This window comes from Rhodanobacter thiooxydans (assembly GCF_021545845.1).
In the GTDB taxonomy this organism is placed as follows: Bacteria; Pseudomonadota; Gammaproteobacteria; order Xanthomonadales; family Rhodanobacteraceae; genus Rhodanobacter.
In genome coordinates, this window is sequence record NZ_CP088923.1 from 2,056,011 (window position 1) to 2,082,846 (window position 26,836).

27 protein-coding genes and 1 pseudogene are annotated in these 26,836 nt (G+C 67.3%); 10 read left to right on the forward strand and 18 right to left on the reverse strand.

Annotated features, from left to right (window positions below; translation table 11 throughout):
* Window position 1: 1 nt before the first annotated feature.
* Window positions 2-1,702 carry an assimilatory sulfite reductase (NADPH) hemoprotein subunit gene (gene cysI, locus LRK53_RS09185; protein WP_027492212.1) on the forward strand — a complete coding sequence of 567 codons (1,701 nt, stop codon included), beginning with the start codon at window positions 2-4 and terminating at the stop codon, window positions 1,700-1,702.
* Window positions 1,699-2,421, forward strand: coding sequence for a phosphoadenylyl-sulfate reductase (locus tag LRK53_RS09190; RefSeq protein WP_051257537.1), 723 nt, complete (start codon window positions 1,699-1,701; stop codon window positions 2,419-2,421). Before cysI ends, LRK53_RS09190 begins: the two co-directional genes overlap by 4 nt.
* Window positions 2,422-2,553: 132 nt before the next feature.
* Here the strand turns inward: LRK53_RS09190 and LRK53_RS09195 are convergent, their stop codons facing one another.
* Complete coding sequence (locus LRK53_RS09195) at window positions 2,554-3,549, reverse strand: LysR substrate-binding domain-containing protein (RefSeq protein WP_235642658.1); 996 nt, start codon at window positions 3,547-3,549, stop codon at window positions 2,554-2,556.
* Window positions 3,550-3,804: 255 nt separating this feature from the next.
* Between LRK53_RS09195 and cysG the strand changes: the two genes are divergently transcribed.
* Together cysG and cysK are read left to right on the forward strand one after the other, a co-directional pair.
* Window positions 3,805-5,289, forward strand: a complete 1,485-nt coding sequence (gene cysG, locus LRK53_RS09200; RefSeq protein ID WP_081666584.1) for a siroheme synthase CysG — start codon at window positions 3,805-3,807, stop codon at window positions 5,287-5,289.
* Window positions 5,290-5,329: 40 nt separating this feature from the next.
* The gene (cysK, locus tag LRK53_RS09205) at window positions 5,330-6,271 is read left to right on the forward strand and encodes a cysteine synthase A (RefSeq protein WP_027492214.1); all 942 of its coding nucleotides are present in this window, start codon (window positions 5,330-5,332) and stop codon (window positions 6,269-6,271) included.
* 113 nt (window positions 6,272-6,384) lie between these two features.
* On the opposite strand, the gene LRK53_RS09210 is transcribed toward cysK, so the two are convergent.
* Window positions 6,385-6,885, reverse strand: a complete 501-nt coding sequence (locus LRK53_RS09210; protein WP_027492215.1) for a hypothetical protein — start codon at window positions 6,883-6,885, stop codon at window positions 6,385-6,387.
* 215 nt (window positions 6,886-7,100) lie between these two features.
* Window positions 7,101-7,484, reverse strand: a complete 384-nt coding sequence (locus tag LRK53_RS09215) for a winged helix-turn-helix transcriptional regulator (RefSeq protein WP_027492216.1) — start codon at window positions 7,482-7,484, stop codon at window positions 7,101-7,103.
* Between the two features lie 156 nt (window positions 7,485-7,640).
* On the opposite strand from LRK53_RS09215, the gene gstA reads away from it, so the two are divergent.
* Complete coding sequence (gene gstA / locus LRK53_RS09220; RefSeq protein ID WP_027492217.1) at window positions 7,641-8,261, forward strand: glutathione transferase GstA; 621 nt, start codon at window positions 7,641-7,643, stop codon at window positions 8,259-8,261.
* A gap of 132 nt (window positions 8,262-8,393) precedes the next feature.
* Here gstA and purB read toward each other — a convergent pair whose 3' ends face one another.
* Window positions 8,394-9,761 (reverse strand): adenylosuccinate lyase, encoded by a 1,368-nt coding sequence (purB, locus tag LRK53_RS09225; protein ID WP_027492218.1) that lies wholly within the window; start codon window positions 9,759-9,761, stop codon window positions 8,394-8,396.
* Between the two features lie 229 nt (window positions 9,762-9,990).
* Here purB and LRK53_RS09230 point away from each other — a divergent pair, with 229 nt between their 5' ends.
* Entirely contained in the window at window positions 9,991-11,376 is a 1,386-nt protein-coding gene (locus tag LRK53_RS09230) for a class II fumarate hydratase (protein ID WP_027492219.1), read from the forward strand.
* Between the two features lie 12 nt (window positions 11,377-11,388).
* Here the strand turns inward: LRK53_RS09230 and LRK53_RS09235 are convergent, their stop codons facing one another.
* From LRK53_RS09235 to LRK53_RS09270, 8 genes are all read right to left on the reverse strand, one after another.
* Window positions 11,389-11,823: a DUF6326 family protein gene (locus LRK53_RS09235; protein ID WP_027492220.1), complete on the reverse strand. Its 435-nt coding sequence runs from the start codon at window positions 11,821-11,823 to the stop codon at window positions 11,389-11,391.
* A 33-nt stretch (window positions 11,824-11,856) separates the two neighbouring features.
* On the reverse strand, window positions 11,857-12,552 hold the full coding sequence (locus tag LRK53_RS09240; RefSeq protein ID WP_235642010.1) for a DUF4386 domain-containing protein: 696 nt from the start codon (window positions 12,550-12,552) through the stop codon (window positions 11,857-11,859).
* A gap of 50 nt (window positions 12,553-12,602) precedes the next feature.
* On the reverse strand, window positions 12,603-12,998 hold the full coding sequence (locus LRK53_RS09245; protein ID WP_185754611.1) for a PDZ domain-containing protein: 396 nt from the start codon (window positions 12,996-12,998) through the stop codon (window positions 12,603-12,605).
* Between the two features lie 189 nt (window positions 12,999-13,187).
* Entirely contained in the window at window positions 13,188-13,892 is a 705-nt protein-coding gene (locus LRK53_RS09250; RefSeq protein WP_027492223.1) for a YggN family protein, read from the reverse strand.
* Window positions 13,893-13,926: 34 nt separating this feature from the next.
* Entirely contained in the window at window positions 13,927-14,910 is a 984-nt protein-coding gene (locus LRK53_RS09255; RefSeq protein ID WP_027492224.1) for an ABC-2 transporter permease, read from the reverse strand.
* Complete coding sequence (locus tag LRK53_RS09260) at window positions 14,907-15,764, reverse strand: ABC transporter ATP-binding protein (protein WP_027492225.1); 858 nt, start codon at window positions 15,762-15,764, stop codon at window positions 14,907-14,909. The genes LRK53_RS09255 and LRK53_RS09260 overlap by 4 nt, the downstream gene beginning before the upstream one ends.
* The gene (locus LRK53_RS09265; RefSeq protein ID WP_027492226.1) at window positions 15,761-16,135 is read right to left on the reverse strand and encodes a GntR family transcriptional regulator; all 375 of its coding nucleotides are present in this window, start codon (window positions 16,133-16,135) and stop codon (window positions 15,761-15,763) included. The genes LRK53_RS09260 and LRK53_RS09265 overlap by 4 nt, the downstream gene beginning before the upstream one ends.
* 3 nt (window positions 16,136-16,138) lie before the next feature.
* Entirely contained in the window at window positions 16,139-16,480 is a 342-nt protein-coding gene (locus LRK53_RS09270) for a hypothetical protein (protein ID WP_027492227.1), read from the reverse strand.
* A 251-nt stretch (window positions 16,481-16,731) separates the two neighbouring features.
* Between LRK53_RS09270 and LRK53_RS09275 the strand changes: the two genes are divergently transcribed.
* A complete protein-coding gene (locus LRK53_RS09275; RefSeq protein WP_027492228.1) occupies window positions 16,732-17,517 on the forward strand; it encodes an SDR family NAD(P)-dependent oxidoreductase in 786 nt (261 codons plus the stop codon).
* A 55-nt stretch (window positions 17,518-17,572) separates the two neighbouring features.
* On the opposite strand, the gene LRK53_RS09280 is transcribed toward LRK53_RS09275, so the two are convergent.
* Window positions 17,573-19,240, reverse strand: coding sequence for an amidohydrolase (locus LRK53_RS09280; RefSeq protein WP_027492229.1), 1,668 nt, complete (start codon window positions 19,238-19,240; stop codon window positions 17,573-17,575).
* 100 nt (window positions 19,241-19,340) lie between these two features.
* A pseudogene (locus LRK53_RS09285) lies at window positions 19,341-19,788 on the reverse strand (FMN-dependent NADH-azoreductase); the annotation flags it as partial.
* A 113-nt stretch (window positions 19,789-19,901) separates the two neighbouring features.
* Between LRK53_RS09285 and LRK53_RS09295 the strand changes: the two are divergent.
* From LRK53_RS09295 to LRK53_RS09305, 3 genes are all read left to right on the forward strand, one after another.
* Window positions 19,902-20,876, forward strand: a complete 975-nt coding sequence (locus LRK53_RS09295) for a LysR substrate-binding domain-containing protein (protein ID WP_037089317.1) — start codon at window positions 19,902-19,904, stop codon at window positions 20,874-20,876.
* Between the two features lie 61 nt (window positions 20,877-20,937).
* Entirely contained in the window at window positions 20,938-22,080 is a 1,143-nt protein-coding gene (locus tag LRK53_RS09300; RefSeq protein WP_027492232.1) for a pyridoxal phosphate-dependent aminotransferase, read from the forward strand.
* Entirely contained in the window at window positions 22,077-22,898 is an 822-nt protein-coding gene (locus tag LRK53_RS09305) for an amidohydrolase (RefSeq protein WP_027492233.1), read from the forward strand. Before LRK53_RS09300 ends, LRK53_RS09305 begins: the two co-directional genes overlap by 4 nt.
* Before the next feature lie 166 nt (window positions 22,899-23,064).
* Here the strand turns inward: LRK53_RS09305 and arsC are convergent, their stop codons facing one another.
* From arsC to LRK53_RS09325, 4 genes are read right to left on the reverse strand one after another with little or no spacing between them, the layout of a single operon-like run.
* The gene (gene arsC, locus LRK53_RS09310; RefSeq protein WP_027492234.1) at window positions 23,065-23,409 is read right to left on the reverse strand and encodes an arsenate reductase (glutaredoxin); all 345 of its coding nucleotides are present in this window, start codon (window positions 23,407-23,409) and stop codon (window positions 23,065-23,067) included.
* A gap of 11 nt (window positions 23,410-23,420) precedes the next feature.
* Window positions 23,421-24,878, reverse strand: a complete 1,458-nt coding sequence (locus tag LRK53_RS09315) for a pseudouridine synthase (protein ID WP_235642012.1) — start codon at window positions 24,876-24,878, stop codon at window positions 23,421-23,423.
* Window positions 24,875-25,696 (reverse strand): SMC-Scp complex subunit ScpB, encoded by an 822-nt coding sequence (gene scpB, locus LRK53_RS09320; protein WP_027492235.1) that lies wholly within the window; start codon window positions 25,694-25,696, stop codon window positions 24,875-24,877. Before scpB ends, LRK53_RS09315 begins: the two co-directional genes overlap by 4 nt.
* Before the next feature lie 50 nt (window positions 25,697-25,746).
* Entirely contained in the window at window positions 25,747-26,679 is a 933-nt protein-coding gene (locus LRK53_RS09325; protein ID WP_027492236.1) for a segregation/condensation protein A, read from the reverse strand.
* Window positions 26,680-26,836: the final 157 nt, after the last annotated feature.

A 26,836-nucleotide genomic window follows, 5' to 3' on the forward strand; every position in this document is an offset into this window, starting at 1 on the left:
TATGAGCACGAAACTCTCTCATCTCGAACACATCAAGTCAGCCAGCCGCTACCTGCGCGGCACCATCGCCGAAGGCCTGGCCGACCCGGTCACCGGCGCGATCGGTGACGACGACAACAAGCTGCTGAAATTCCACGGCAGCTACCAGCAGGACGACCGCGACCTGCGCGAGGAGCGCCGCAAGCAGAAACTGGAACCGGCCTACGCCTTCATGCTGCGCGCGCGCCTGCCCAGTGGTGTGGTGACGCCGGCGCAGTGGCTGGTGTTCGACCGCATCGCCCGCGAGCATGCCAGCGGCACGCTGCGCATCACCACACGGCAGACCTTCCAGTGGCACGGCATCATCAAGCACAAGCTGAAGCCGACCATCGCAGCGATCCACGAGGCGCTGGCCACCACCATCGCCGCCTGCGGCGACGTGGTGCGCAACGTGGTGAGCACGGCGAACCCGGTAGAGTCCGCCGCGCATGCCGAGGCGTATGCCTGGGCCACGCGGCTCTCGACCGAACTGGCGCCGAAGACGCGCGCCTATCACGAGATCTGGCTGGACGGCGAGAAGCTGCACGGCGATCCCGTGGCAGAGAGCGAGCCGCTGTACGGCGCCACCTACCTGCCGCGCAAGTTCAAGATCGGCCTGGCGATCCCGCCGCTCAACGACATCGACGTGTTCGCGCAGGATCTGGGCCTGATCGCGATCGTCGAGCAGGGCACGCTGCGCGGCTTCAACATTGCCGTCGGCGGCGGCATGGGCGCCACCCATGGCGACGCCAGCACCTACCCGCGGCTGGCCAACGTGATCGGCTTCGCCACGCCGGAACAATTGTTCGGCGTGGCCGAGGCGGTGATCGGCATCCAGCGCGACTGGGGCGACCGCGCCGAACGCCAGCATGCGCGACTGAAATACACGCTCGACCGGCACGGCCTGGACGCATTCAAGGCCGAGCTGGAGGCGCGCCTGGGCTACGCGCTGGCCGCGCCGCGCGCGTACCGCTTCGAACACAACGGCGACCGCTACGGCTGGGTCGAGGGCCACGACGGCCGCTGGCATCTCACCCTGCACATCGAATCAGGCCGGCTCGCGGACACGGGCGAGCGGCGCTGGCTCAGCGGCCTGCGCGAGCTGGCGAAGGTGCATGCCGGCGATTTCCGCCTGACCTGCAACCAGAACGTGATCGTGGCGAACGTCGCCGCGGCCGAGCGCGAGCGCATCGACGCGATCGTGCGCGAGCATGGGCTTGACGGCTACCGCAAGCAGAGTGCGATCCGCCGCCACGCGATCGCCTGCGTGGCGCTGCCCACCTGCGGCCTGGCGATGGCCGAAAGCGAGCGCTACCTGCCGGCGCTGCTGCCGAAGCTGGAGGCCCTGCTCGAACATCACGGCCTGGCCGATGCCCCGATCCTGCTGCGTTTGTCCGGTTGCCCGAATGGCTGCTCGCGGCCGTACCTGGGCGAGATCGCCCTGGTCGGTCGCGGGCCGGGCCGCTACGACCTGCGCCTGGGCGCCGATTTCAGCGGCCAGCGGCTGAACCAGGTCTATCGCGAGAACGTGGACGAAGCGGCGATCCTCGCCGCGCTCGATCCGTTGTTCGCCCGCTACGCCGCGGAACGCGCGGCCGGGGAAGGCTTCGGCGATTTCCTGCTGCGCGCCGGCATCCTGGCGCCGCTGCCGTCGCGGCGCATTCCGTCGGAGCTGGTAGCGTGAGCGCCGCACTGTTCGAACAGGCGCCGCACGAGCCGCGGGCGCTGGCCGAGTTGAACGCCATGCTGTCCCGGTTCAGTGCCGAGCGCCGGGTGGCGTGGGCGCTGGAACATGTCGCCGGCGAGCACGTGCTGTCGTCCAGCTTCGGCGCGCAGTCGGCGGTGTCGCTGCACCTCGTGACCCGCCAGCGGCCGGACATTCCGGTGGTGCTGATCGACACCGGCTACCTGTTCCCCGAGACGTACCGCTTCGTCGACGAACTGACCGAACGGCTCGCGCTGAACCTCAAGGTCTACAGCGCAGCGTTCAGCCCCGCCTGGATGGAAGCGCGCCATGGGCGGCTGTGGGAGCAGGGCGTGGCCGGGCTGGACCAGTACAACCGGCTGCGCAAGGTCGAGCCGATGCAGCGCGCGCTGGCCGAACTGCATGCCGTCGGATGGTTCGCCGGCCTGCGCCGCGGGCAGTCGCGCAGCCGCGCGGCGATCGCTTTCGCCGAGCACCGCCAGGACCACTGGAAATTTTACCCGCTGGCCGACTGGAGCGATCGCGACATCGGCCAGTACCTCGCACGCCACGGCCTGCCGTACCACCCGCTATGGCAGCAGGGCTATGTCTCGATCGGCGACAGCCACACCACTCGCCGCTGGGAGCCGGGCATGGACGCGGAGGACACCCGCTTCTTCGGGCTCAAGCGCGAATGCGGACTGCATAGCATCGCGTAGGTTCTCTGCGCGCCGGTCCGCCAAGGCCGGCTTCAGCCGTAGGGCGGGCACCGCCCGCCGCTCTCCCCACACTTCGTCGCAAGCTGCCGAAAGGGCGGCGGGCGGTGCCCGCCCTACGTGACACGCGCCGGTTCAGGCGGCATCTGGCGGCGTGGAGGGCGGGCGCTCCCGCCAGTGCGGCACCGCCGGCCATTCGGTCGCCGCAGCGTCGGCAGCGAGGGCGCGCACCACGTCGCGGCGATCCAGGTGCGGCGCGAACTGCGCGATGAATTCCAGCACGTATTCGCGCAGCACGCTTTCCCGGCGCAGCACGATCCAGGTCGTGCACTGGGGAAACAGGTGGTCGGCCGGCAGCGCGCACAGGTCGGTGTCGCTGTCCAGCATCGCCATCTCGGCCAGCACGCCGATGCCCAGGCCGGCGCGCACATAGGTCTTGATCAGGTCGGCGTCGCCGGCGGTCATCACGATCTGCGGATGCAGGTCGACGGCTTCGAACGCGCGGCGCAGCGAGGAGTCGGGCTTCAACGAGGAGTCGTAGCTGACCAGCGGCAGCGCGGCCAGTTCGTCGAGCGTGGGCGGCTGACGACGGGTTGCCAGCGGATGCCCCTGCGGCGCCACGATCACCCGCTGCCAGCGGTAGGCCGGCAGCGCGATGCCGGCGGGCGGCGGTGCACCGGCGGTGCTGATCACCGCCAGGTCGACGCGGCCGGCCTCCAGCTGCGCCAGCACTTCGCCGTCGCGGCCAGGCTGCAGGTGCACGCTGACCTGCGGGTAGCTCCGGCTCAGCGCGCCGATCGCGGCGGGCAGGGCGAAGCGGGCCTGGGTGTGGGTGGTGGCGATGCGCAGCTCGCCGCGCGCCTCGTTGCGCAGATTGGCGGCGATCGCGCGGATGTTGGCCGTTTCGGCGAGGATGATGCGGGCGCGCTCCAGCACGTGCTGGCCGGCGTGGGTCACCGCGTCCAGGCTCTTGCCCTTGCGCACGAACAGCTGGAAACCCAGCTCGTCCTCAAGCTGCTTGAGCCGTTTGCTCAGGCCGGGCTGGGTGGCATGGACGCGCGCGGCGGCCAGGGTGATGTTGAGGCCGGAATCGGCGATGGCTACCAGGTAGCGCAGTTGGGTCAGCGTCATGGCGATGCTCTCGTGGGCGGTCGGGATCGTGCGGTCGGGCACGGATACATCGCGCGGCGCAGAGCGTCGTCGGGTCGGGAGCGGCTGCGTGGGTAGTCGTTGAACGGAACATGGTCGGACGTCTATACGGCCATTTGTGCTCCGCGTCAAGCGCGGCATGGCTCATGCCGTCAAGGCATATGCGCGTTCACATGGATCATTTGCGGCCGGATCGGCGGCTGCGTAGCGTGGCCCGTCCCTCCTGTCGATGCCGCCATGCCCGCCACCAGGCTCTATCCGTTGTTCGCCGACCTGTCCCGCCGCGCCGTGCTGGTGGTGGGCGGCGGCGTAGTGGCCGAGCGCAAGGTGGCGGCGCTGCTCGGCGCCCAGGCGCAGGTCACGGTGAACGCGCCCGCGCTCACCCCGCAGCTGCAGCGCTGGGCAACGGCGGGGCGCATCGCCCACCGCGCGGAGCCGTTCCGTGAGGAATGGCTGGAGCGGGTGTGGCTGGTGGTGGCGGCGACTTCCGATGGCGAATTGAACCGGCTGATCGCCACCCTCGGTGAACTGCGGCGGATCTTCGTCAACGTGGTGGACGACGCGGCGCTGTCCAGCTTCCATGTGCCGGCGGTGGTGGAACGCGCGCCGCTGACCGTGGCGATCTCCAGCGGCGGCGCCGCGCCGATGCTCTCGCGCCTGTTGCGCGAACGGCTGGAGGCCGCGCTCGACCCGTCGCTGGGCGCGCTGGCCACGCTGGCGGCGCGCCTGCGTCGGCGCATTCGCCTGCGCCACCCGCAGCCGGCGGCGCGACGCCGTTTCTACGAGGCGCTGTTCGCCGGTCCGGTCGCCGCTTTGCTGCGCCAGGGGCGACCGGATGAGGCGCGGCGGGCGGCGGAGCAGTCGCTGGCGGTGCCCTCGGCCGTACCCGCCGGCTCGGTGGTGCTGGTCGGCGCCGGCCCCGGCGATCCGGGCCTGCTGACCCTGCGCGGACTGCGCGCGCTGAACGAGGCCGACGTGATCCTGCACGACCGGCTGGTCAGTGCCGAAGTGCTGGCGCTGGCCCGGCGCGACGCCGAGCGCATCGAGGTAGGCAAGCAGGCCGGCAACCATCACACCACCCAGGACGAGATCCACACGCTGCTGCTTGAGCACGCACGGGCAGGGCGGCGGGTGGTGCGGCTGAAGGGCGGCGATCCGTTCGTGTTCGGCCGCGGCGGCGAGGAGCTGGAGTTCCTGCGCGCCCACGGCATTCCCTACGAAGTGGTGCCGGGCATCACCGCCGCGCTGGCCTGCGCCGCCCATGCCGGCGTGCCGCTGACCCACCGCGGGCATGCGCAGTCGGTGCGCTTCGTCACCGCGCACTGCCGCGATTCGCTGGACACGCTGGACTGGCGCGCGCTGGCGCAGGAGCGGCAGACCCTGGCAATCTACATGGGCGTGACCGGGCTGGAGCGCCTGCAGGCGCAGCTGATCGCGCATGGCCGTGCGCCGGCCACGCCGTTCGCGCTGGTCGAGAACGGCTCGCTGCCACGGCAGCGGGTGGTCACCGGCACGCTGGCCCAGCTGGCTGCGCGGGCGGCGCTGCATGCGGTGCGTTCGCCGGCGCTGCTGATCGTGGGCGAAGTGGCGGCGCTGGCCGACTCGCTGGCCTGGTTCGGTGCGCCTCCGCTGGGCGGCGTGGCGCCCGCTGCCGCGCGCCGGCAGATCCCGGCGGCAGCCGCGATGCGCCCGACTGAAATCTTTACGGGAACCGGCGCATGATCGCGCCGCGCTTCTCTCGCCTTCCGACAGGAGTACGTTCATGATCTACGACAGTATCCTCGACACCATTGGCAACACGCCTGTGGTACGGCTCAACCGCCTTGGCCCGAAACACGCCGAACTCTATGTGAAGGTGGAGGCGTTCAACCCCGCCGGTTCGGTGAAGGACCGCCTCGCCCTCGCGATCATCCTCGACGCCGAACAGCGCGGCGTGCTGAAACCCGGCCAGACCGTGATCGAGGCCACCTCGGGCAACACCGGCGTGGCGCTGGCCGCGATCTGCGCGGCGCGCGGCTACCCGTTCGTGGCGGTGATGTCCGATACGTTCTCGGTCGAGCGGCGCAAGTTGATCCGCGCCTACGGCGGCAAGGTGGTGCTCACGCCCGGCGCCACGCGCGGTACCGGCATGGTGAAGGTGGCGGAAGAACTGGCGCGCAAGCACGGCTGGTTCCTCGCCAGCCAGTTCGAGAATCCGGCCAACCCGGCGTACCACCGGCAGACCACCGCAGCGGAAATCCTGCGCGACTTCGCCGGCCGCCGGCTGGACTACTTCGTCAGCGGCTGGGGCACCGGCGGCACGCTCACCGGCGTCGGCGAGGTGCTCAAGGTGGCGCGCCCGGAAGTGAAGGTGATCGCCACCGAGCCGACCGGCGCGGCGTTGCTGTCCGGCAAGGAATGGCAGCCGCACAAGATCCAGGGCTGGACGCCGGACTTCGTGCCGGCCGTGCTCAACCCCAAGGTAGTCGACCGCATCGTGCCGGTCGACGACGTGGTGGCCCGCGACACCTCGCGCGCGCTGGCGCAGCAGGAAGGCATCTTCACCGGCATCTCCTCCGGCGCCACGCTGGCCGCTGCATTGCAGCTGGCGGCCGAGGCACCGCAAGGTTCGGTGCTGCTGGCGATGTTGCCGGATACCGGCGAGCGCTATCTGTCGACGTTCCTGTTCGAGGGGGTGAATGAAGGGACGGATGAGGTAGGGTGAGGGGTGTCTAACGTCGGAGTTGACCGGCACGCAGCGGCATTGCGCCGCGAGGCGTGCTGGTGAACGTACGCCCCCCGGCGCAATGCCGCTGCGTGTCCGCGTCGAACGACCTGTTAGGCCGGGGTGACATTCCACGCGTATCCATCTTCGAAGTTCCTCAGTTCCACACCCCATGACTTCTTGAAGCTCTTTCCGAGGAAGAGCAGCTTGGTTCGGTATATGAGCGTCAGGCGATACGAGAACTCTGATATCTGCATAGCTTGACCGAAGCCAATGCCGGGACTGACAGAAATCTCTGCAGCCTCCCCTCCAGACAAGCGAGGGAAGACATGAGGTCCATTGAAGAACCCGCAATTCCTCATCGTGAGCCCGCCAATTCGCGCGCATACATTCTCAGCATCGGCTTGGACTGCAAGCGCCGGCAACTTTCCGCTGTTCTTGATCTTGATGCGCGATTCTGAGTTGAACTTCTTGCTCTTGTCGATGACAGCATCAACTACCAGCTCTGGCGGAAAAGATATCCAAGCCGCATACAGACTCAGGAAGCCGGCGACGGATGTAACTCCGAGCCCGGCAAGTAGCTTGAGCGAGACGTCAAGCAGCGTGCTTTCCATCGGCCTAACTTGAAGTAGGTTTCAGATTGCAGTGTAATCCCGCAGCTTAATTCGTGCCGTTGGTGCAGCTGGTGTAGTGCAAGCCTGCAAATATCAACGACTTGAATCCCCCGGTTGCAGCCTGACTCTGCAATCTAACCCAGCAGCATTTGGCGACGCTGGAAGTGACCGTGGCATCGTTCCACGAGCCCGCCCCGGTGGCAAGCAAGCGCGCCTTACCCCACCACACGCGCCTTCTTCCCCAGCGAAGCCCGCGAATCCCACTCCGCAATCAGCTTCTGTCCCACCCGCGCCAGCGCGCTGATCGCCGGCAGCAGTTCGCGGCCGAGTTCGGTGAGTGCGTATTCGGCGGAGGGCGGGGAGGTGTCGCGCAGGCGGCGGCTGACCAGGCCGCGCGATTCCAGTTCGCGCAGGCGGGCGCTGAGCACGCGGGCGGAGATGCGCGGGATGTCGTGGCGCAGTTCGCCGAAGCGGCGGGGTTCGGCGCTGAGGAACCAGATCACGTTGGGTGCCCAGGCGCCGCGCAGCAGCGCCAGGCTTTCGGTGAGCGGGCAGGCGGGTGGTGGTGCGACCTTGCTCTTGCGGACGGGGAGGCCCATGCGGGTGGCTCGGTAACCGGGGAGTTACCGCATTCTAGGACTAACCGGCGGTTAGGTGGTATCCAATGGTAACCACGACGTCGTAGCATGTGATGGATGGATGCGCGGCTTCGACTGGCGCGTGTCCGTTCCCCCGTCCCTACCAGGAGTCATCGCATGAAGCTCTACTACTCCCCCGGCGCCTGCTCGCTTTCCCCGCACATCGTGGCGCTCGAGGCCGGTATTCCGCTCACGCTGGAGAAGGTCGACGGCAGCGCCAAGCGCACCGAGCACGGCGCGGATTTCTGGCAGATCAACCCCAAGGGCTACGTGCCAGTGCTGGCGCTGGACAACGGCGAATTGCTGACCGAAGGCCCGACGATCGTGCAGTACCTGGCCGACCAGAAGCCGGCCAGCGGTCTGGCGCCCGCCAACGGCACGCCGGCGCGCTACCGGCTGCAGGAGATGCTGGGCTACATCAACTCGGAGATCCACAAGAGCTACAGCCCGCTGTTCAAGCCGGACACGCCCGAGGCCACCCGCGCCGAGCGCAAGGAATACCTGACGCGGCGCTACCAGTTCATCGAGAGCGTGCTGGCGAAGCAGCCGTTCCTGCTGGGCGACAAGTTCACCGCGGCCGACGCCTACCTGTTCACGGTGACCAACTGGGCCAAGCACGTGCAGCTGGACCTGTCGGCGTTCCCGTCGCTGCTGGCGTTCCAGAAGCGCGTGGGCGAGCGTCCCGCAGTGCGCGCGGCGCTGGAAGCGGAAGGGCTGGTGAAGAAGGCCTTGGCCTGAGACGCATCGGGCCGCGCGTGTTGACGCGCGGCCCGTCATGGCTGGTCGTTCCTGCGCAGGCGGGAACCTGGTGTCTCTGTTTTGGCCGGCCCAAGGCACTGGACCCCGGCTCGCACCGGGGTGACGGCGAGGTCAGATGTCCCGCGCCAGCCCCTCGGCCAGGCCGATGTAGCCGCCCGGCGTGAGGTCGAGCAGCCGCTGCTTCGCCTCAGCGGGCAACTCTAGCTTGCCGATGAATTCGCGCATCGACTCCTTGGTGATGCCCTGGCCGCGGGTCAGCGCCTTGAGCTGTTCGTACGGCTGCGGCAGGCCGTAGCGGCGCATCACCGTCTGCACGGCTTCGGCCAGCACTTCCCAGCTGGCGCCGAGGTCGGCGGCGAGGCGCTCGGCGTTCACGGTGAGCTTGCCCAGGCCCTTCTGCAGCGATTCCAGCGCCACCAGGGTGTGGCCGAAGGCGGTGCCCAGCGCGCGCAGCACGGTGGAGTCGGTGAGGTCGCGCTGCCAGCGGCTGATTGGCAGCTTTTCGGCGAAGTGGCCGAGCAGCGCGTTGGCAAGGCCGAAGTTGCCTTCGGCGTTCTCGAAGTCGATCGGGTTGACCTTGTGCGGCATGGTGGACGAGCCCACCTCGCCGGCCTTCAGCGTCTGCTTGAAGTAGCCCAGCGAGATGTAGCCCCAGATGTCGCGCGCCAGGTCGATCAGGATGGTGTTGGCGCGGCGCACCGCGTCGCAGTACTCGGCCACGCCGTCGTGCGGCTCGATCTGCGTGGTGTACGGATTCCAGTCCAGGCCCAGGCTTTCCACGAAGCGCTGCGAGAACGCGCGCCAGTCGATCTCCGGGTAGCTGATGACGTGGGCGTTGTAGTTGCCCACCGCGCCGTTGATCTTGCCGGGAATTTCCACGGCGGCGAGCTGCTTGCGCTGGCGCTCCAGCCGCGCCACCACGTTCGCCAGTTCCTTGCCCAGCGTGCTGGGCGAGGCGGTCTGGCCGTGCGTGCGCGAAAGCATCGGCAATGCGGCGTTCGCGTGTGCCAGCTCGCGCAGCCTGGCGATGATGCGATCGAACGCCGGCAGCAGCACCTGCTCGCGCGCATCGCGCAGCATCAGTGCGTAGGAGAGGTTGTTGATGTCCTCGCTGGTGCAGGCGAAGTGCACGAACTCCCTGGCCTGGGCCAGGGCAGGATCGGCGCCGATGCGCTCCTTGATGAAGTACTCCACCGCTTTCACGTCGTGGTTGGTGGTGGCCTCGATGGCCTTGATGCGTGCGCCTTCCTCGATCGCGAAGCTGTCGGCGATGGTGTGCAGCTGCTTCACCTGGGTGGGCGTAAACGGCGGCAGTTCCTCGATGCCCGGCTCGGCGGCCAGCGCCAGCAGCCATTCGATCTCCACCTGCACGCGGCGGTGCATCAGGCCGAATTCGCTGAAGATCGGGCGAAGCGGCTCGACCTTGTCGGCGTAGCGGCCATCCAGCGGCGACAGGGCGGTGAGGGCGTGGTTGGACATCGGGGCATTCCGGCACGGGGAAACGGCCATTTTACATTGACGGCGGCGCGATGCCCGCCGGCCTATAGTGGAGACAGCGAATCGCGACTTTTCCGCTCGTCATTCCTGCGCAAGCAGGAATCCAGTGCCTTTGGTCTTCAAGGGCCCTGAGTCACTGGGCCCCAGCTTGCGCTGGGGCGACGGGAGTTTTTCAGGATTCGGTTTTCTCCTCCCACCGAAGGAACAGACCATGAGCAACTTCCGCATCGAACACGACAGTATGGGCGAACTAAAGGTGCCCGCCGACGCGTTGTACGGCGCGCAGACCCAGCGCGCGATCGACAACTTCCCGATCTCCGGGCTGCACCTGCCGCGCCCGTTCATCCGCGCGCTGGGCTTGATCAAGGCCGCGGCGGCCGAGGTCAACCTGGCGATGGGACATCTCAAGAAGAACCAGGCCGCGGCGATCCGCAAGGCGGCGCTGGCGGTGGCCGATGGCCAGCATGACGCGCAGTTTCCGATCGACATCTTCCAGACCGGTTCGGGCACCAGCACCAACATGAATGCGAACGAGGTGATCGCGCACCTGGCGGTGGCCGCCGGCGCCAAGGTGCATCCGAACGACCACGTCAACTACGGGCAGAGCTCGAACGACGTGATCCCCACCGCGATCCACGTCAGCGCCACGCTCACCACCAGCGAGCAGCTGCTGCCGGCGCTGAAGCACCTGAAGCAGACCATCGACAGGCGTGCGCGTGAATTGCGCAACACACCCAAGACCGGCCGCACCCACCTGATGGACGCGATGCCGATCACCTTCGGCCAGGAACTGTCGGGCTGGTCGGCGCAGGTCGGTTCCGCCATCGAGCGCATCGGGGATGCGCTGAAACGCATGCGGCGGCTGCCGCAGGGCGGCACCGCGGTGGGCACCGGCATCAACGCCGACCCGAAGTTCGGCCCGGCGATGGCCGTGCAGCTGAAGAAGCTGACCGGGGTGCGCTTCGAGTCGGCGCAAAACTACTTCGAGGGCATGGCCGCGCAGGACGCCGCGGTGGAGCTGTCCGGTGCATTGAAGACACTGGCCGTCGCACTGATGAAGATCGCTAACGACCTGCGCTGGATGAACTCCGGCCCGCTGGCCGGCCTGGGCGAGATCGAGCTGCCGGCGCTGCAGCCGGGTTCGTCGATCATGCCGGGCAAGGTCAATCCGGTGATCCCCGAGGCCACCGCGATGGTCGCCGCGCAGGTGATCGGCAACGACGCTTCCATCACCATCGCTGGGCAGAGCGGCAACTTCCAGCTCAACGTGATGCTGCCGCTGATCGCGCACAACCTGCTGCAGTCGATCGGCATCCTGGCCAACGTCAGTGTGCTGCTGGCCGACAAGTCCATCGCCGGCTTCAAGGTCAACAGGGCGCGGGTGAACCAGGCGCTGGCGATGAATCCGATCCTGGTTACCGCGCTGAACCCGGTGATCGGCTACGAGAAGGGCGCGGCCACCGCCAAGCTGGCGTACAAGCAGCACCGGCCGATCATGGAAGTGGCGCTGGAAACCACCGGGCTGTCTAAGGACGAACTGAGGAAACTGCTCGATCCGATGATGCTCACTAAGGGCGGCATCCACGACGGCGGCTGAGCGCGCCGGCACTCATGCCATGCTAGGCACCCGCGGCCACGTCCATGCGTACCACACGGCGAGCATGGTCAGCGCGGCCTCCAGCGTTGCGAACCCCTGGTAGAAGTGCCAGTCGGCCTGGACCGCCAGCATGGCCATCAACAAGGTGTAGAGCGTACCGAACACAAGGTTGAGCCAGCGGTTCAGGTGCGGCGCGAGAGTGACGGAGAGGAAGATCATCAAGCTGGGTACGGCCATCATCAACGAGGTGCCCAGCAATGCGCCCTGGGTCGCAGGACCGAGCGGCCCCAGCCTGGCCTGCAGCATCTCCTGCAGCTTGCCCGGCGTGTAGAGCTCGAAGTAGTCGCAGTAGATGTAGCAGAACATCACCGACGTCCACAGCGCGGCCAGCTTCAGCTGCACGGGCACGCGCCAGTGTTCGAGTGGCTGGTTGGCGGTCGTGTTCAAGGCAAACTCCCTGTAGGCGATGGGAAAGGGCAGTCACGCACGCGTGGGCGTGACGGATGCGGCTTGCGCTTGCCGGAAGCCGGGGCGCGCGCCCAGCAGCAACAGCCAGAGCATGAACAGCACTTCCACGAATTGCAGCGGGCCGAGCATGCTGGAAAGCATGTCCCGCCAACCCGGCAGAACGGCCCAGGCGATGCTCTGGATCAGGTAGGCCAGGCCATTGAGGATCAATCCATAGCCGAACAGGCGCGGCAGGAAGCCCGAACGCAGCACCAGCATCGCCAGCGGGAACAGCCACAGCCCCCACAGCAGTTCGGCGGCGCCGACAGCCTCGCCGTGCAGGCGCAGGAACAGCATGGCAAGCGCCGCACGCTGCGGCGGATCGAAGGCGGCGAGTGCATTCCCGCCGTGTGCCAGCAGCAGGGCAGCGGCATCGTTGATCACGTTGAAGAAGTACAGCGCCGGCACCAGCGCGCCGCCAAGCAACAGCATGGCGATGCCGTGCCGTCGACCCACGTCGCCCAGCAGGCGGTAGAGCGCCAGCGCGACGAAGGCCATCAGCGCGCCGCAGACGAGGTCGGTGGCCAGGCCGATTCGGAACAGTGTCTCGTGCATGGTGATGCGGGCGATGGTCGCGGCGGCGTCACCGCTCACGAACAAGGCGTTCGGTACGTAGATCAGGCGATACGGCGCGATCAGCACCACCAGCAGATACAACAGGCCGGCCAATCGTGCGTCCCGGTTCAGTGGGTTTATGCGTCGTCCTTGCGGTGGAGAGCTCAGGGATGCGGGTGGATCAGCGCATAGAGATCGGAGCCGGCGATGGTGATCCGCTTGTTCTCGTGACCGCGCCGCAACGCGACAGTTGTGGTGCCGTGTTCGTTGGCGTTCGCCTGGCTGATCAGGTCGGCCACGCGCTTCACGGCGTGGCCGTTGACGGCGAGGATGACGTCACCTGGCTGCAAGCCGTGCATGCCGTTGCCTTCGATCTTGACGATGGTCACGCCCTTGCCGGCAGCCGAGTCCAGGTCGAGCGAATGGCCTTCGGAGTTTTTCCACGTCAGGCTGTTGTCGGTGCTGTGCTCGTCGAGGCTCCAGTGTTGCCAGCTGGCGTGCGTCGGCAGCGTGAACATGGATGCAATGGCGATGGCTCCCAACAGTGAAAGGTGGCGCATGGGCATGACTCCTTGATTGATGGGCGGCCGAGTGCGGACCGCTGGGTGTTTCAGTTCATGGCGTCCTACGTGCAATCCGCCACGTCCTTGGCGTAGACGATGGGGACGTAGGGGTTGGACGCCGCGAGCTGCGCGGCGAGTTGATTCTGTGCAGCTGTGATGGCCTTAGTTTCGAGAAGAGAAGGGCGGTCAATCAGAGAACACCGCAAAGCCCTTCTTGCCGTCCTTGTCCTTCATGTCCTTGCCGCAGTCGTCGATGTCCTTCTGCGTCATCGTGGCGTAGGGCTTAAACGCGGGCATCGTCGCGGCCAGCTTCTGCTGCGAGGCCATCAGGTCGGGCAGGCGCTTGCACAGTTGCAGGGCGGCGGCCTGGATCTGATCGGTCTGCGGCTTGATGCTGGCCTCGATCTCCTTGTCGGTCTTGCCGGTGAACGTGCCCCAGAGCGCCTGCTTTGCTGCGCTGATGCCGATGTCCGCGCCCTGCGCGCCGATGTCCATGCCGGCTTCGGCGATGCCGATGATCTGCTGGCGATGATCCACCAGCAGGGTGTGCTGCTCCGGCGTGGCCGGTACCGGCTTGCCGGCAATCACCAGCTCGCCTTGCGGGGTGATCACCGCCTTGGGCAGGGAGCCGTCGTGCGGGTGCGGACCGTCGCCGATGTGGATGTTGCCCAGGCTGATGTCCTTGCTGACCAGCTCTTTCTTGGCCTGCTCGATGCCTTTGCGGACCTCGGTGGCAATCATCGAGGAAGAAGTCTGTTCGCGGACTTCCTTCGCGGCCTGCGTGGTGTCGCTGGCGGCGCCCGATGGGCTGGTGTCCTGCCCGGATTGGCTGCAGGCAGCCAGCGGCAGCAGCAGGACCAGTGCGAGCGTATTGAGCGTGATGCGCTTCATGGATGTTCTCCTTGATCTCGAGTTCGACCGGAAGTCAGCTGTCGTCGCGCCAGCGGCGGAACCAGATGGCGCCGGCGAGCATGGCCACACCTGCCACGGCGCCGATCAGGAACTGCGGGGTGACCAGCACGGCGTAGTTATGGGTCAGGTCGAGCATGTTCGCGAAAATCTGATGATTGTCGCTGGCGGTCTGACCGAATTTCGAGGCGACGTCGTCGGACAGCTGACCCGGGATCCAGCCACCGGGAAATACGCTGAGCAGGGCACGCCCCACCACATTGCCCCAGAACCACTTGTCGCTGAGGTTGAACAAGCCCATCAGGTTGAACCAGCTGACCACGATGCCGGTGCCCACAGGAATGATCAGTGCCCACAGGAACGGCTTGCCGCGTGCCCAGGCCGAGCACAGCATCAGCCAGCCTACCGTGGGCAGCGCCCACACCACATACAGCGGGATGTTGCTTAGCATGACGGTGGCGATGCGGAACGGATGCGGCAATGTCCACAACATCTGCCAAAGATGGGCGCCGTGGAATGAGGCGGTGATCGCCAGCATGACCAGGACCAGCAGTCCGGTCGCGACACTGGTGACGATCGCGATCGCCGGGGCCAGCACCGTGGCGCAGGCCACCTTGGACAGCACGGTGTCGCGGTCGGAGATCGGCAGCGATTTCCAGAACAGGATGCTGCGATCACGGCGGTCGTCGTAAAGCGAATTCAGGCTGTAGAAGAAAACCACCACGAACAGCACGATGCCGATCAGCACTGCTGGCGTCAGGATGCTGATGTCGAGCGCCTTGCCGATCGTATCCAGGGCATCGGCACCCATGTGCGCGGTGATCGTGTTGAAGTCGATGCCGTTGACATGCACTCCGCCGCGCACACGGAACACCTCACCGGTGATGATGCTCATCAAGGTCAGCAGGAGGACGACACCGCCGGTGATGATCGGTGCCCATACGAAGCTTCCGCGATGTTCCCAGAACTCGCGCTTGATCAGCCAGTAGAAGGTCTTCATGTGTAGGTCCCTTTCATGGTGGCGACGAACAGATCGCTGACGGAGGGGCGGCGGGTTTCGCCCAGCGCCTGCAGCTGCGTGCGGTCGGCGCCGTCGAACAGGAAGATGCTCTTGCCGAATACCTGGCGCTCGTCCAGCGGTTTCAGCGCGCGGGCGGCGGCGGCCCGGTCGGCGCCCACCATCACCTCGATGAAGCGCTCGCCCACCGCATCCATGTCGGCGTCCAGCACGATCCTGCCGTCGCGGATGAACATCAGGTCGGTGAGAATGTGCTCGACTTCCTCCACTTGATGCGTGGTGACGATGATGGTCTTGTTCTCGTCGAAGTAGTCCTCCAGTAGGTTCTGGTAGAACTGCTTGCGGTAGAGGATGTCCAGGCCCAGGGTGGGCTCGTCCAGGATCAGCAGCTTGGCGTCGATCGCCATCACCAGCGCCAGGTGCAGCTGCACGATCATGCCCTTGGACATCTGCCGCACGCGCTGCTCGGGCTGCAGCTTGGTGCGCGCCAGGAACGCCTCGCACTTGGCGCGGTCGAAGCGCGGGTGCACGTTGGCGACGAAGTCCACCGCCTGGCGCACCTTGATCCAGCGCGGCAGCACGGCCACGTCGGCGATGAAGCAGACCTCGCCCATCAGCTTGTCGCGCTGCTTGCGCGGGTCGTAGCCCAGCACGCTCAATTCGCCGGCGAAGTCGGTGAGGCCGAGGATCGCCTTCAGCGCGGTGGTCTTGCCGGCGCCGTTGGGGCCGATCAGGCCCACGATGCGGCCGGGCTCGATCTGGAAGCTGACGTTGTCCAGCGCCAGCGCGGACTTGTACCGCTTGCTCAGGCCGCTGGCCGTGATTACCGCGCTCATGGCGTCTCTCCCTTGTTGGCGCCGGCTTCGCGCAGCAGCGTCTTCAGGTCCAGCCCCAGCCGCTGCAGCCGGGCGAACAGCTGCGGCCACTCCTCGCGCAGGAAGCGCTCGCGTTCCGATTTCAGCAGCGCCTCGCGGGCGCCTTCGATGACGAACATGCCCAGACCTCTCCTTTTCTCAACCAGTTGTTCGTCGACCAGTTCCTGATACGCCTTCGACACGGTCAGCGGATTGATCTGAAAATCCGCGGCCACCTGGCGTACCGACGGCAGCGGGTCGCCCTCGTTCAAGGCGCCGTCCAGAATCATCGCCACCACGCGTTGCTGCAGCTGGCGATAGATCGGGACGCTGTCGTTCCAGGTCATGGTCATGGGTTATTCCTTGCTGATGCGGCCGAACTTGTTGCCAAACGAATAGTAGGGCATGACCAACTGCGGCCCGAGCAGGCTGAGCTGCTCCGTGCCGCTGGCTCCGTGCAGGTGGCTGATAGCCGGGATGGTGGCGATACCGGCGGTGCCGGCATCGCTCAGCAAGGCGGCGGCGCGCAGCTCGGCGGCGTTGGGGCGCACCTGCACCGGCATCAGGTTGATGACATGGGTGGCGTTGGTCCTGCTGGCCGGGGCTGCCAGGGGCGCGACGTTGTAGTTGACGGCGCTCAGGCTGGCGAGGGTGAACAGGACGGCGGCGGCGCTGGCGATCAGGTTTTGCGCTTTCATGACAGGCCTCCTTAGTGACCTCGTTAAGTAGTGTTGTAGTGAACTATAACACTAAACTTTAAGCAGTCAATAGGCAGGATGCGATTTCGCAACATGACTGATGGCCTATGTGGCTGGACGATGGCCCAATGGCCTGGCCGCCATCGTCCGCATCTGGCGGGGGCGGCCGCTCGGCCGTCACCGCCGGCCGCGATCCGCGGCCTTCGGCGAACATGATTCAATGTGCCGATATCCGTCACGCGGAGGCAGGCATGGATCTCGAATTGCTCGACCGGGTCGTGGTGGTCACCGGCGCCAGCAAGGGCATCGGCCTGGCCTGTGCGATCGCGTTCGCGCGCGAAGGGGCGAAGGTGGTCGGTGTTTCGCGCGATCCGGCGAACCTGCGCGCCGCGCAACAGCGGCTCGAGTCGCTCGGCCTGGCGGTGACGGTGCACTCGGCCGACCTGAAGGACAGCGTGGCGGCACAACTGGTCATGGAGCGCATCGAACACGACCGTGGCCCGGTCGACGTGCTGGTCAACTGTGCCGGAGCCGCGCGCCGTGCGCCGCCGGATGAGCTGGATGCCGCCGCAATGCAGGCGGCGATGCAGGCGAAGTACTTCAACTACATGCACGCGATCGACCCGGTGATCCGCCGCATGGGCGCGCGCGGTGGCGGCAGCATCGTCAACGTGATCGGGCAGGGCGGACGCCAGGCCAATCCACAGCACATCGGCGGCGGCGCAGCAAACGCCGCCCTGATGCTGGCCACGGTGGGCTATGCAAATGCCTATGCCGGCAAGGGCGTGCGGGTGAATGCGATCAACCCCGGCATCACCCGTACCGGTCGGGTCGACGAGGGCCTGGATGCCGCGGTCCGCGCCAGCGGGAGGCCGCGCGAGGAAGTGCTGACCGCACAGCTTGCTGGCATCCCGCTGGGCCGCATGGCCGAACCGGCGGAGATCGCCGACGTCGCGGTGTTCCTGGCTTCGGCGCGCGCCAGCTATGTCACCGGCGCGATCATCCCGATGGACGGCGGCAAGACGTCGACGATCTGATCACCAGCGCAAAGGCCGGCTGCGAGGTCGGCCTTTGCGCGTGCGGTTTACCCGATCAGTCCTGCGCAGCGTAGACCTGCCTGCCGCCGACCCAGGTCTGCAACACCTTGGTGCTCCAGATCCTGCTGGCCGGATCCTTGAAGATGTCGTGGTCGATCAGGATGAAGTCGGCCCACTTGCCCGGCTCCAAGGTGCCCAGGGTCTTTTCCGCGTGTTCCGCGTACGCCGCATCGAGGGTGAACACGCGCAATGCCTCGGTCGGCGTCATGTCCTGGTCCGGGTACCAGCCGCCCGGCGGCTGGCCCTGGTGGTCTTCGCGGGTGATCGCCGAGTACAGGCCGTAGAACGGGTTCGGCGATTCCACCGGGAAATCCGAGCCGCCGGCGACGATCGTGCCCTGCTGGAGGAAGCGCTGCCAGGCGTAGGCGCCCTTGATCCGCTGGTGGCCGATGCGGTCTTCGGCCATGTTCATGTCGGAGGTGGCGTGGGTCGGTTGCATCGAGGCGATCAGCTTGAGCGGCACGAAGCGCGGGATGTCCCCGAGCGAGACGATCTGCGCATGCTCGATGCGGTTGCGCAGCGCGATGCCGTTGGGGTGGGCTTTGTAGGCTGCCGCGTAGCTGTCGAGCACCTCGCGGTTGGCGTGGTCGCCGATCGCGTGGACCGCGACCTGGTAGCCCCTGCCCAGCGCCTTGCCGATCTCCGCGGTCAGCTCCGCCGGCTGCAGGAACAGCAGGCCGCGGTTGTGCGGATCGTCGGAGTAGGGCGCGAGCATCGCCGCGCCGCGGCTGCCCAGTGCGCCGTCGGCGAACAGCTTGACCGCGCGCACGGTGAGGAAGTCGTTGCCGTAGCCGACCAGCGGGCCGTCCTTGCTGATCGTGTCGAAATCGCCGTCGGTGCCGCGGATCATCGCGTAGATACGCGCGGTGAGCTTGTGCTCGTCGGCATAGCGGCGGTAGAGCCGGTAATTGGCCAGGTCGATGCCGGCATCGGCGACGCCGGTGAGGCCCACGCTGGCCATTTCGGCCAGTGCGGTATCCAGCGCGGCGGCTTTCTGCTGCGGAGTCGGCGGCGGGACTTTCGCATCGATCAGCGCGCTGGCGCCGTCGACCAAGACGCCGGCGGGGTTGCCGCTGGCGTCGCGCTCGATGCGCCCGCCGCTGGGATCCTGGCTGGCCTGGCCGATCCCAGCCAGCTTGATGGCGGCGCTGTTGGCCCAGCCGGCGTGGCCGTCGACGCGGCTCAGCCAGACCGGACGGTCGGCGACCGCGGTGTCGAGTTCCTTCGCGGTGGGGAAGCGACCGAGCTTCCAGATTTCCTGGTTCCAGCCGCTGCCGAGGATCCACTTCGCCTCGGGGTACGCCGCGGCGTACGCCTTCACCTTCGCCAGCGCCTCGTCCAGCGACTTCGTGCCGGCGAGGTCGACGCTGTTGCGCGCGTAGCCGAGTTCCAGTACGTGGCCGTGGGCGTCGATCAGCCCGGGCAGCAGGGTGTGGCCGCGGCCGTCGACCACCTTGGCGTCGCCGGCGCGGCTGGCCAGTTCGGCATGGCTGCCAGTGGCCACCACCTTGCCCTGGTCGACCAGCAGCGCCTGGAAGCGCTGCAGCTTGCCGTGGCTGTCCAGCGTGTAGCCGTTGACGTTGTCGACCAGCAGGTCGGCGGCTTGCGCGGCCGGCGCGAGTGCCAGCAGGGCCAGCAGCGGCAAATGGAGCAAGCGGTTCATGCGCAGTTCCCCATGGCGATGGAACCGGCAGTGTGTCGGCGTGCGTGCGGTTTTTCCACTGCGCAACCCGTGCCGTGGCGCGCACCACGGCAAACGCCTCCCGCACGAACTCGACCTCGTTGATGCCGATGAAGGCGAAGACGGCACGCAGGCAGGGTTCCTGGAAGTCCGTCGCCGCAGCCAGTGCGTTCTTGCCGCAGATGCCGCCGCGGCGGGAGGCGATGATCACCCGCTTGCCGCCGGCCCGGCCTTCGGGGCCGTTCGCGGCGTAGCGGAAGGTCTTGCCGGCAACCAGGATGCGGTCGAGCCAGGCCTTGAGCGAACTGGAGATGGCGAAGTTGTACATCGGCGCGCCGATCACCACCACGTCGGCGGTGAGGGATTCTTCCGGTATTTCGGTGCCGAGCACGGAGGCTGTGCGGCCAGTCGTGGCAGCGGACATTGGCTTCGAGCGTGCTGCGCTTCAGCTCGGCTACGATGTCGGCGGTCAGTTGACGCGACACCGGGTAGCCACCCGGCGCGCTGGAGTCGATATGCAAGAGTTTCATGAGCAGGTTCCTGATCGAACCAAGTGATTGGCGATGGAAATCAGGATATATTCGGAACAATGTCGCGATGAGACGGCGGTTATCGAACTTGTCGTTCTTGAATGGAAACGACCATGACGATGCTGAGCGGTGCCCTGCAGGACCTCAACGACCTGTATTTCTTCGCCGCGGTGGTCGAGCACGGCGGCTTTTCCGCGGCCGGTCGCGCGCTGGGCGTGCCGAAGTCGCGCCTGAGCAAACGCGTGGCGCAACTGGAGGAACGTCTCGGCGTGCGCCTGCTGCAGCGGACCACCCGGCGCTTCGTGGTGACCGAAGTCGGCGAGCGCTTCTATGCCCACTGTCGCGCGGTGCTGGAAGAAGCGCAGGCGGCGCAGGATGCGGTAGACGAGCTGCGCGCCGAACCGCGTGGCGTGGTGAGGCTGAGCTGCCCCGTGTCGCTGGCGCAGACCGTGCTGGCGCACGTGCTGCCGGATTTTCTCGCGCAGTACCCGAAGATGCAGGTGCGGCTGCTGTCCGGCAATCGCCGGGTCGACGTGATCGGCGAAGGTTATGACCTGGCGATCCGCGTGCGCACCAAGCTGGACACTGACGCAAACCTGGTGATCCGCACGTTCGGCCTGTCGCGCACCAAGCTGGTGGCCAGCCCGGCGCTGCTGAAGGCGCTGGGGCGCCCGGTTCAGCCGGACGACCTGGCCCGGCTGCCGGCGCTGTCGATGAGCGAGCACGAGGGCGCCCAGCTGTGGGAACTGATCGGCGCCAACGGCGCGCAGACCAGCGTGGAAGTGCAGGCGCGGCTGATCACCGGTGATTTCGCCGTGCTGCTGGAAGCCGCCCGTCGCGGCATGGGCGTGGCGTTGCTGCCGGAGTTCGTCTGCGCGCCGGCGATCGCCGCGGGTGAACTGGAAGTGGTGCTGCCGGAGTGGAGCGTGCCCGAGGGCACCATGCACTTCGTCTACCCCAGCCGCCGCGGCATGCTGCCGGGCGTACGCGCGCTGGTGGATTTCCTGGCCGAGCGGCTGCCGGCCACCACCCCGCTGAAGCACGAGCAGAGCAAGCGCGGCGCAAGGGACGAACTTCCCGCAGCGTGATGCGCAGGGCGGATCCGATGCGGTACCCTGTTGGGCTCACGGACATTTATACGGCCAAACGATGATCGCGACCAAGCTTCCCAAAGTCGGCACCACCATCTTCAGTGTGATGAGCCAGCTTGCGCTGCAACACAAGGCGGTCAACCTGGGCCAGGGCTTTCCCGACTTCGAGCCGCCGCAGGGGCTGCGCGATGCGCTGACGCGCGCCATGAACGAAGGCCGCAACCAGTACGCGCCGATGCACGGCACGGCGGCCCTTCGCGAGCAGATCGTGCTGAAGACCGAGCGTCTGTACGGCCGCCGTCTCGATGTCGATACCGACATCACGCTCACCTCCGGCGCCACCGAGGCGATCTTCGCGGCGATTGCCGCGACGGTGCGCGCGGGCGAGGAGGTGATTGTGTTCGACCCGGCCTACGACTGCTACGAGCCGGCGATCGAGCTGCAGGGTGCGCGCGCGGTGCACATCCCGCTGACCGTGCCGGCGTTCGCGATCGACTGGCAGCGCGTGCGCGACGCGGTGACGCCGAAGACCCGCATGATCATGATCAACACGCCGCACAACCCGTCGGGCGCGGTGCTGTCGGCGGATGATCTGGAAGAGCTGGCGGCGATCGTGCGCGACACCGGCATCGTGGTGTTGTCCGACGAGGTCTACGAGCACATCGTCTACGACGGCGCGCAGCACGAAAGCGTGCTGCGCCATCCGGAGCTGGCCGGGCGCAGCATCGTGGTCTCCTCGTTCGGCAAGACCTACCACTGCACCGGCTGGAAAGTCGGCTACGCGGTGGCGCCGGCCGCGCTGTCGGCCGAGTTCCGCAAGGTGCACCAGTACCTCACCTTCTGCACCTTCCACCCGGCGCAGGCGGCGTTCGCCGAGTTCATGGCCAGCGACCCGCAGCATTACCTGGAATTGCCGGCGTTCTACCAGGCCAAGCGCGACCGCTTCCGCGCGCTGCTGGCGCCGTCGCGCTTCAAGCTGCTCGACGTGCCGGGCGGCTATTTCCAGCTGGTCGACTATTCGGCGATCCGCGACGAGGACGACCTCGCTTTCAGCAGGTGGCTGGTCGAGCACGGCGGCGTGGCGGCGATTCCGCTGACGCCATTCTACGAGCGCGCACCGGGTACGCGATTGCTGCGGCTGTGCTTCGCCAAGAGCGACGCCACCATGGAGGCGGCCGCCGAGCGGCTGTGCCGGCTATGAGCAGCGACGGCGTGAGCCTCGAACCGCTGCGCGTATCGCTGGTGCAGGGCGCCACCCGCTGGCACGATGCGCCGGCGAACCGCGACTACTACGGCACGCTGGTGCACCAGGTCAGGGGCAGCGACCTGGTCGTGTTGCCCGAGACGTTCCTGTCCGGCTTCAGCAACGACACCCACGCCAGCGCCGATACCATGGACGGCGAGGGCGTGGCATGGCTGCGCGCCCTGGCGGCCGAAGTGGACGCCGTGGTCTGCGGCAGCCTGGCAATCCGCGAGGATGGCGTGGTCTACAACCGCCTGCTGTGGATGCGACCGGACGGCAGCTTCGCGCAGTACGACAAGCGCCACCTGTTCCGCATGGCCGGCGAGCACACCCGCTACGGCGGCGGCAGCGAGCGCCTGGTGGTTGAGCTGAAGGGCTGGCGCATCCTGCCGCAGGTCTGCTACGACCTGCGCTTTCCGGTGTGGCTGCGCAACCGCCGGCTGGCCTCCGCTGGCGGCGGCATGGATTACGACCTCGCCATCTTCGTGGCGAACTGGCCGGCACCGCGCCGCCAGCCCTGGCGTACGCTGCTGCGCGCACGCGCGATCGAAAACCTGTGCTACGTGGCCGGTGTGAACCGGGTCGGCGTGGACGGCAACGAACTGCCTTACGCTGGCGACAGCGCGGTAATCGATCCGGTCGGCGAGCCGCTGGTGGAACTGGGCGCGCAGGAGCAGGTGGTGACGGTCACGCTGGACCTGGCTCCGCTGCTGGCGCACCGCAAGCGTTTCCCGGCGTGGATGGACGCCGACGCGTTTTCGCTCGATCCGGGTTGAACCTCCGGCCGATACCATTTTTGGCCGCTCCGTTTGTAGGAGCTCGCTTGCGGGCGATGCTCTTGCTTTCGCGAATCCCGACAGAAGCATCGCCCGCAAGCGGGCTCCTGCGACCATCCGGTTCAGAACAGAAAGCCGCCTTGAGGACGGCTTTCTGTGAAGAGACTCAGAGTATCGCCAGCACCGCTTCCGGCGGGCGCCCGATGGCGGCCTTGCCGTTGGCGACCACGATCGGGCGTTCAATCAGCTTCGGGTGCGCCACCATCGCGGCGACCAGGGTATCGTCATCGAGCGCGGGATCGTCCAGCCCCAGCACGCGGTACTCCTCCTCGCCGGTGCGCAGCAGTTCGCGCGCGCTCATGCCCAGTTGCCGCAGCAGCACGGCCAGTTCGGCGGCGCTCGGCGGCGTGTCGAGGTAGTTGACCACCTCGATCTCCCCGCCGTGCTGCTCCAGCAACGCCAGCGTGGCGCGCGATTTGGAGCAGCGGCTGTTGTGATAGATGCGCAGCATCGCCGGCCGCCTCAGCGGTTGCCCGAACGGTTGCCGCCGCGACCCGACGGCCGACCGCCGCCGTGCCGACCGCCTTGCGGGCGATTGCCGCCATGACCTTGCGGGCGTGCCGGATTGCCGGGCGTGCGGTTGTCCTGGCCCTGGCCTTGTCCGTGCGGGCGCGAACCGCGGTTGCCCGGGGCACGATTGCCGCCAAGGCCCGGACCACGCGATTCGGTGCCGAAACTGCCGTAGGGGCTGCCCGCCGCGCGGCCCTGGTTGCCGCCGGCCTGGCGGCGGTTGCCGGCGACACCACCGGGGTTGCCACGCGAAGCAGCGGCACGGGGGCCGCCGTCGCGGCTCTCGCCGGCAAACCAGCTGCGCACCGATGGCAACTCCTGGCCCGGCGCCACGCGCCGGCTCTTCTTGCCGCCACGCTTGCCTCCCGCCGCGCCACGTTCAGGGCGCGCCAGGTTGCCGTTGACTTCCTTGCCGTCGCGCCGCGGCGGCTTGCGGCCGCGTACGGGTTCCTCGCGGATGCGGTCGTACGCGCGCAGCTCGCGCGCCTCGTCCTGGCCGCCGGTCCAGGCGGTGCCGGCGCCACGCTCGGGGCGGTATTCGGTGACGTTGCGACTGGTGCGGCGCTGGTGCAGCACCGGGCTCAGGGTCAGTACCGGTTGCGCGGGACCGAGGCCGCTGGTCTGGCGCAGCTGCTTGACGCCCTCGGCGTCGAGCGCTTCGCATTCGCCACGGCGCAGGTGGCGCGGCAGCTCGATGCCGCCGTAGCGGATGCGCTTGAGCCGGCTGACCAGGAAACCCTGTGAATCCCACAGGCGGCGTACTTCGCGGTTGCGGCCCTCGCGGATCACCACGCGGAACCAGCTGTGGCTGCCGCCGCGGCTGATCACGGCGATCTCGTCGAAGCGGGCCGGGCCGTCATCCAGCTCCACGCCGGCCTTGAGTTTCTCGATGACCTCGTCGGGTACTTCGCCGTGCACGCGGCACAGGTATTCGCGCTCGAGGCCGCTCTTGGGATGCATCAGCGCGTTGGCCAGCTCGCCGTCGGTGGTCAGCAACAGCAGGCCGGTGGTGTTGATGTCGAGGCGGCCCACGGCGACCCAGCGCGCGCCCTTCAGGCGTGGCAGCTGCTCGAACACGGTGGGGCGGCCTTCGGGATCCTCGCGGGTGGTCAGCTCGCCTTCGGGCTTGTGGTAGATCAGCACCTCGGTATCGTCGCGGCTGTCGGTGGCCACCACGAATTGCTTGCCGTCCATGATCACGCGGTCACCCGACTTCACACTCATGCCGATGCTGGCGGGAGCGCCATTCAGCTCGACTTCGCCGGACTGGATGCGCTGTTCGAGCATGCGGCGCGAGCCGAGGCCGGCGTTGGCCAGCACCTTGTGCAGGCGTTCTTCCAGGGCGGGGGCGTCGCTGTCGGCGCGCGGTTCGCGCTTCAGGGACAAAACGGATTTTTGCGGCGCATTCATGCGCGGTACTCCTCGGGATCTTGCTCGGCGGCGTCGGGTTCGGCGTCCGCAGCGGGGTTCGCTGCCTCGTCGGCAGTGGTTGTCGGGGGCTCGGCGGGCAGGCTCGGGTCGGAGCCGGCATCGCCGGATTCGGAGGCGACCGTCGTTTCGGCGGCGGTCGCGTTGTCGTGCTCGTCGGCTGCCGCATCGACGGAATCCTGCTCGTGCAGGAGTTCCTCGTCCGGGTCGATCGGCAGGTCGCGCACGACGCGGGCGGGTAGGGGCTCGGGCTCGAAGCGCAGCTGCGGGTCTTCCAGGTCGCGGATCTCCGACAGCGGCGGCAGCTGGTCCAGCGATTTCAGGTTGAAGTAGTCGAGGAACGCGCGGGTTGTGCCGAACAGCGCCGGCTTGCCGGGCACGTCGCGGTAGCCGACCACGCGGATCCACTCGCGCTCCTCCATCGTCTTGATGATGTTGGAGGACACCACCACGCCGCGGATCTGCTCGATCTCCGGGCGGGTGATCGGCTGGCGATAGGCGATCAGCGCCAGCGTTTCCAGCAGTGCGCGCGAGTAGCGGCTGGGCCGCTCGGTCCACATGCGCGAGATCCACGGGTGCACGTCCTGGCGCACCTGGTAGCGGAAGCCGGAGGCCACTTCCTTCAGCTCGATGCCGCGGCCGGCGCAGTCTTCGGCCAGTGCCTCGATCGCCCTGGCGACCTGTTCGCGGCTGACCTCGTCGGCCTCGTTGAACAGCTCGCCCAGCTGCTGCACGGTCATTGGCTGGGTGGAGGCCAGCAGGGCGGCCTCGACGATGGGTTTGAGTTGCTCGATCTGCATGACCTTGGGTTCGGATGCCGGTTTGATCGGTACTGCTCAGTGGATGTCGTTCATTCGCCGGACGATTCGACCAGTGCCGATTCGCCCGCCTGGTCGTCGTCCGCCGGCGCGTCAGCGGGCTCCTCGGCGTGGCTCGCCTTGGCCTTCACGTAGATCGGCGCCAGCGGCTCTTCCTGGACGATCTCGATCAGCATTTCCTTGGCCAGCTCCAGCATGGCCAGGAAGGTCACCACGATGCCCAGCCGCCCTTCGCTGACATCGAACAGGCTCTCGAAGCGACGGAAGCTGGCGTCGTCCAGCCGGCTCAGCAATTCGCCCATGCGCTGGCGCACGCTGAGCGTCTCGCGCTTGATCGCGTGGTGTCCGAACAGCTCGGCCCGGTGCATCACGTCCTTCAGGGCCAGCAGCAGCTCGGTCAGCTCCAGCGGCGGCGGCAACCTGATCACGTTGCGTTCGCCCACGTCGGCGTGCACCACCGCCGTGTCGCGCTCCAGCCGGGGCATCGCCTCGATGTCCTCGGCGGCGCGCTTGTACCGTTCGTACTCCTGCAAGCGCCGTACCAGTTCGGCACGGGGGTCCTCTTCCAGCCCTTCCTCGGCCGGCGGTCGCGGCAGCAGCAGTCGCGACTTGATCTCGGCCAGGATCGCGGCCATCAGCAGGTACTCGGCGGCCAGCTCCAGCCGTATCACGTCCCGCATCAGCTCGATGTAGGCCATGTACTGCCGGGTGATCTCGGCAACCGGGATGTCCAGGATGTCGAGGTTCTGCCGGCGGATCAGGTACAGCAGCAGGTCCAGCGGCCCCTCGAACGCCTCCAGGATGACCTCGAGCGCATCCGGCGGAATGTACAGGTCCTGCGGCATCTGCAGCAGCGGCTGACCGTGCACGATGGCCAGCGGCATTTCCTGCTGTTGCGGTACCGGCGCAAATGCGTCCTGCGGTGCGACGACCTGGCTCTGTGGCTCGACGGGCTCAGTGCTCATCAATGCGTGTCATGGGCCGTCTTCAGCGGCTGTGCAGTGCGTTCAACATGATCGGATCCATTCCCATGCCGGCACGGCATCGGATGTCCGTACTCGGAACACAGCGGTGAGGCGGTATTCCCGGGGTACTGCGTTCTTCACACTTGTTCGGTCGAGG

Excerpts from the sequence above, each read along its gene's own strand:
- cysI (WP_027492212.1), top strand. The coding sequence starts at position 2 with ATGAGCACGAAACTCTCTCATCTCGAACACATCAAGTCAGCCAGCCGC.
- LRK53_RS09195 (WP_235642658.1), bottom strand. The coding sequence starts at position 3,549 with ATGACGCTGACCCAACTGCGCTACCTGGTAGCCATCGCCGATTCCGGC.
- cysG (WP_081666584.1), top strand. The coding sequence starts at position 3,805 with ATGCCCGCCACCAGGCTCTATCCGTTGTTCGCCGACCTGTCCCGCCGC.
- cysK (WP_027492214.1), top strand. The coding sequence starts at position 5,330 with ATGATCTACGACAGTATCCTCGACACCATTGGCAACACGCCTGTGGTA.
- LRK53_RS09210 (WP_027492215.1), bottom strand. The coding sequence starts at position 6,885 with ATGGAAAGCACGCTGCTTGACGTCTCGCTCAAGCTACTTGCCGGGCTC.
- LRK53_RS09215 (WP_027492216.1), bottom strand. The coding sequence starts at position 7,484 with ATGGGCCTCCCCGTCCGCAAGAGCAAGGTCGCACCACCACCCGCCTGC.
- gstA (WP_027492217.1), top strand. The coding sequence starts at position 7,641 with ATGAAGCTCTACTACTCCCCCGGCGCCTGCTCGCTTTCCCCGCACATC.
- purB (WP_027492218.1), bottom strand. The coding sequence starts at position 9,761 with ATGTCCAACCACGCCCTCACCGCCCTGTCGCCGCTGGATGGCCGCTAC.
- LRK53_RS09230 (WP_027492219.1), top strand. The coding sequence starts at position 9,991 with ATGAGCAACTTCCGCATCGAACACGACAGTATGGGCGAACTAAAGGTG.
- LRK53_RS09245 (WP_185754611.1), bottom strand. The coding sequence starts at position 12,998 with ATGCGCCACCTTTCACTGTTGGGAGCCATCGCCATTGCATCCATGTTC.
- LRK53_RS09250 (WP_027492223.1), bottom strand. The coding sequence starts at position 13,892 with ATGAAGCGCATCACGCTCAATACGCTCGCACTGGTCCTGCTGCTGCCG.
- LRK53_RS09255 (WP_027492224.1), bottom strand. The coding sequence starts at position 14,910 with ATGAAGACCTTCTACTGGCTGATCAAGCGCGAGTTCTGGGAACATCGC.
- LRK53_RS09260 (WP_027492225.1), bottom strand. The coding sequence starts at position 15,764 with ATGAGCGCGGTAATCACGGCCAGCGGCCTGAGCAAGCGGTACAAGTCC.
- LRK53_RS09265 (WP_027492226.1), bottom strand. The coding sequence starts at position 16,135 with ATGACCATGACCTGGAACGACAGCGTCCCGATCTATCGCCAGCTGCAG.
- LRK53_RS09270 (WP_027492227.1), bottom strand. The coding sequence starts at position 16,480 with ATGAAAGCGCAAAACCTGATCGCCAGCGCCGCCGCCGTCCTGTTCACC.
- LRK53_RS09275 (WP_027492228.1), top strand. The coding sequence starts at position 16,732 with ATGGATCTCGAATTGCTCGACCGGGTCGTGGTGGTCACCGGCGCCAGC.
- LRK53_RS09280 (WP_027492229.1), bottom strand. The coding sequence starts at position 19,240 with ATGAACCGCTTGCTCCATTTGCCGCTGCTGGCCCTGCTGGCACTCGCG.
- LRK53_RS09295 (WP_037089317.1), top strand. The coding sequence starts at position 19,902 with ATGACGATGCTGAGCGGTGCCCTGCAGGACCTCAACGACCTGTATTTC.
- LRK53_RS09300 (WP_027492232.1), top strand. The coding sequence starts at position 20,938 with ATGATCGCGACCAAGCTTCCCAAAGTCGGCACCACCATCTTCAGTGTG.
- LRK53_RS09305 (WP_027492233.1), top strand. The coding sequence starts at position 22,077 with ATGAGCAGCGACGGCGTGAGCCTCGAACCGCTGCGCGTATCGCTGGTG.
- arsC (WP_027492234.1), bottom strand. The coding sequence starts at position 23,409 with ATGCTGCGCATCTATCACAACAGCCGCTGCTCCAAATCGCGCGCCACG.
- LRK53_RS09315 (WP_235642012.1), bottom strand. The coding sequence starts at position 24,878 with ATGAATGCGCCGCAAAAATCCGTTTTGTCCCTGAAGCGCGAACCGCGC.
- scpB (WP_027492235.1), bottom strand. The coding sequence starts at position 25,696 with ATGCAGATCGAGCAACTCAAACCCATCGTCGAGGCCGCCCTGCTGGCC.
- LRK53_RS09325 (WP_027492236.1), bottom strand. The coding sequence starts at position 26,679 with ATGAGCACTGAGCCCGTCGAGCCACAGAGCCAGGTCGTCGCACCGCAG.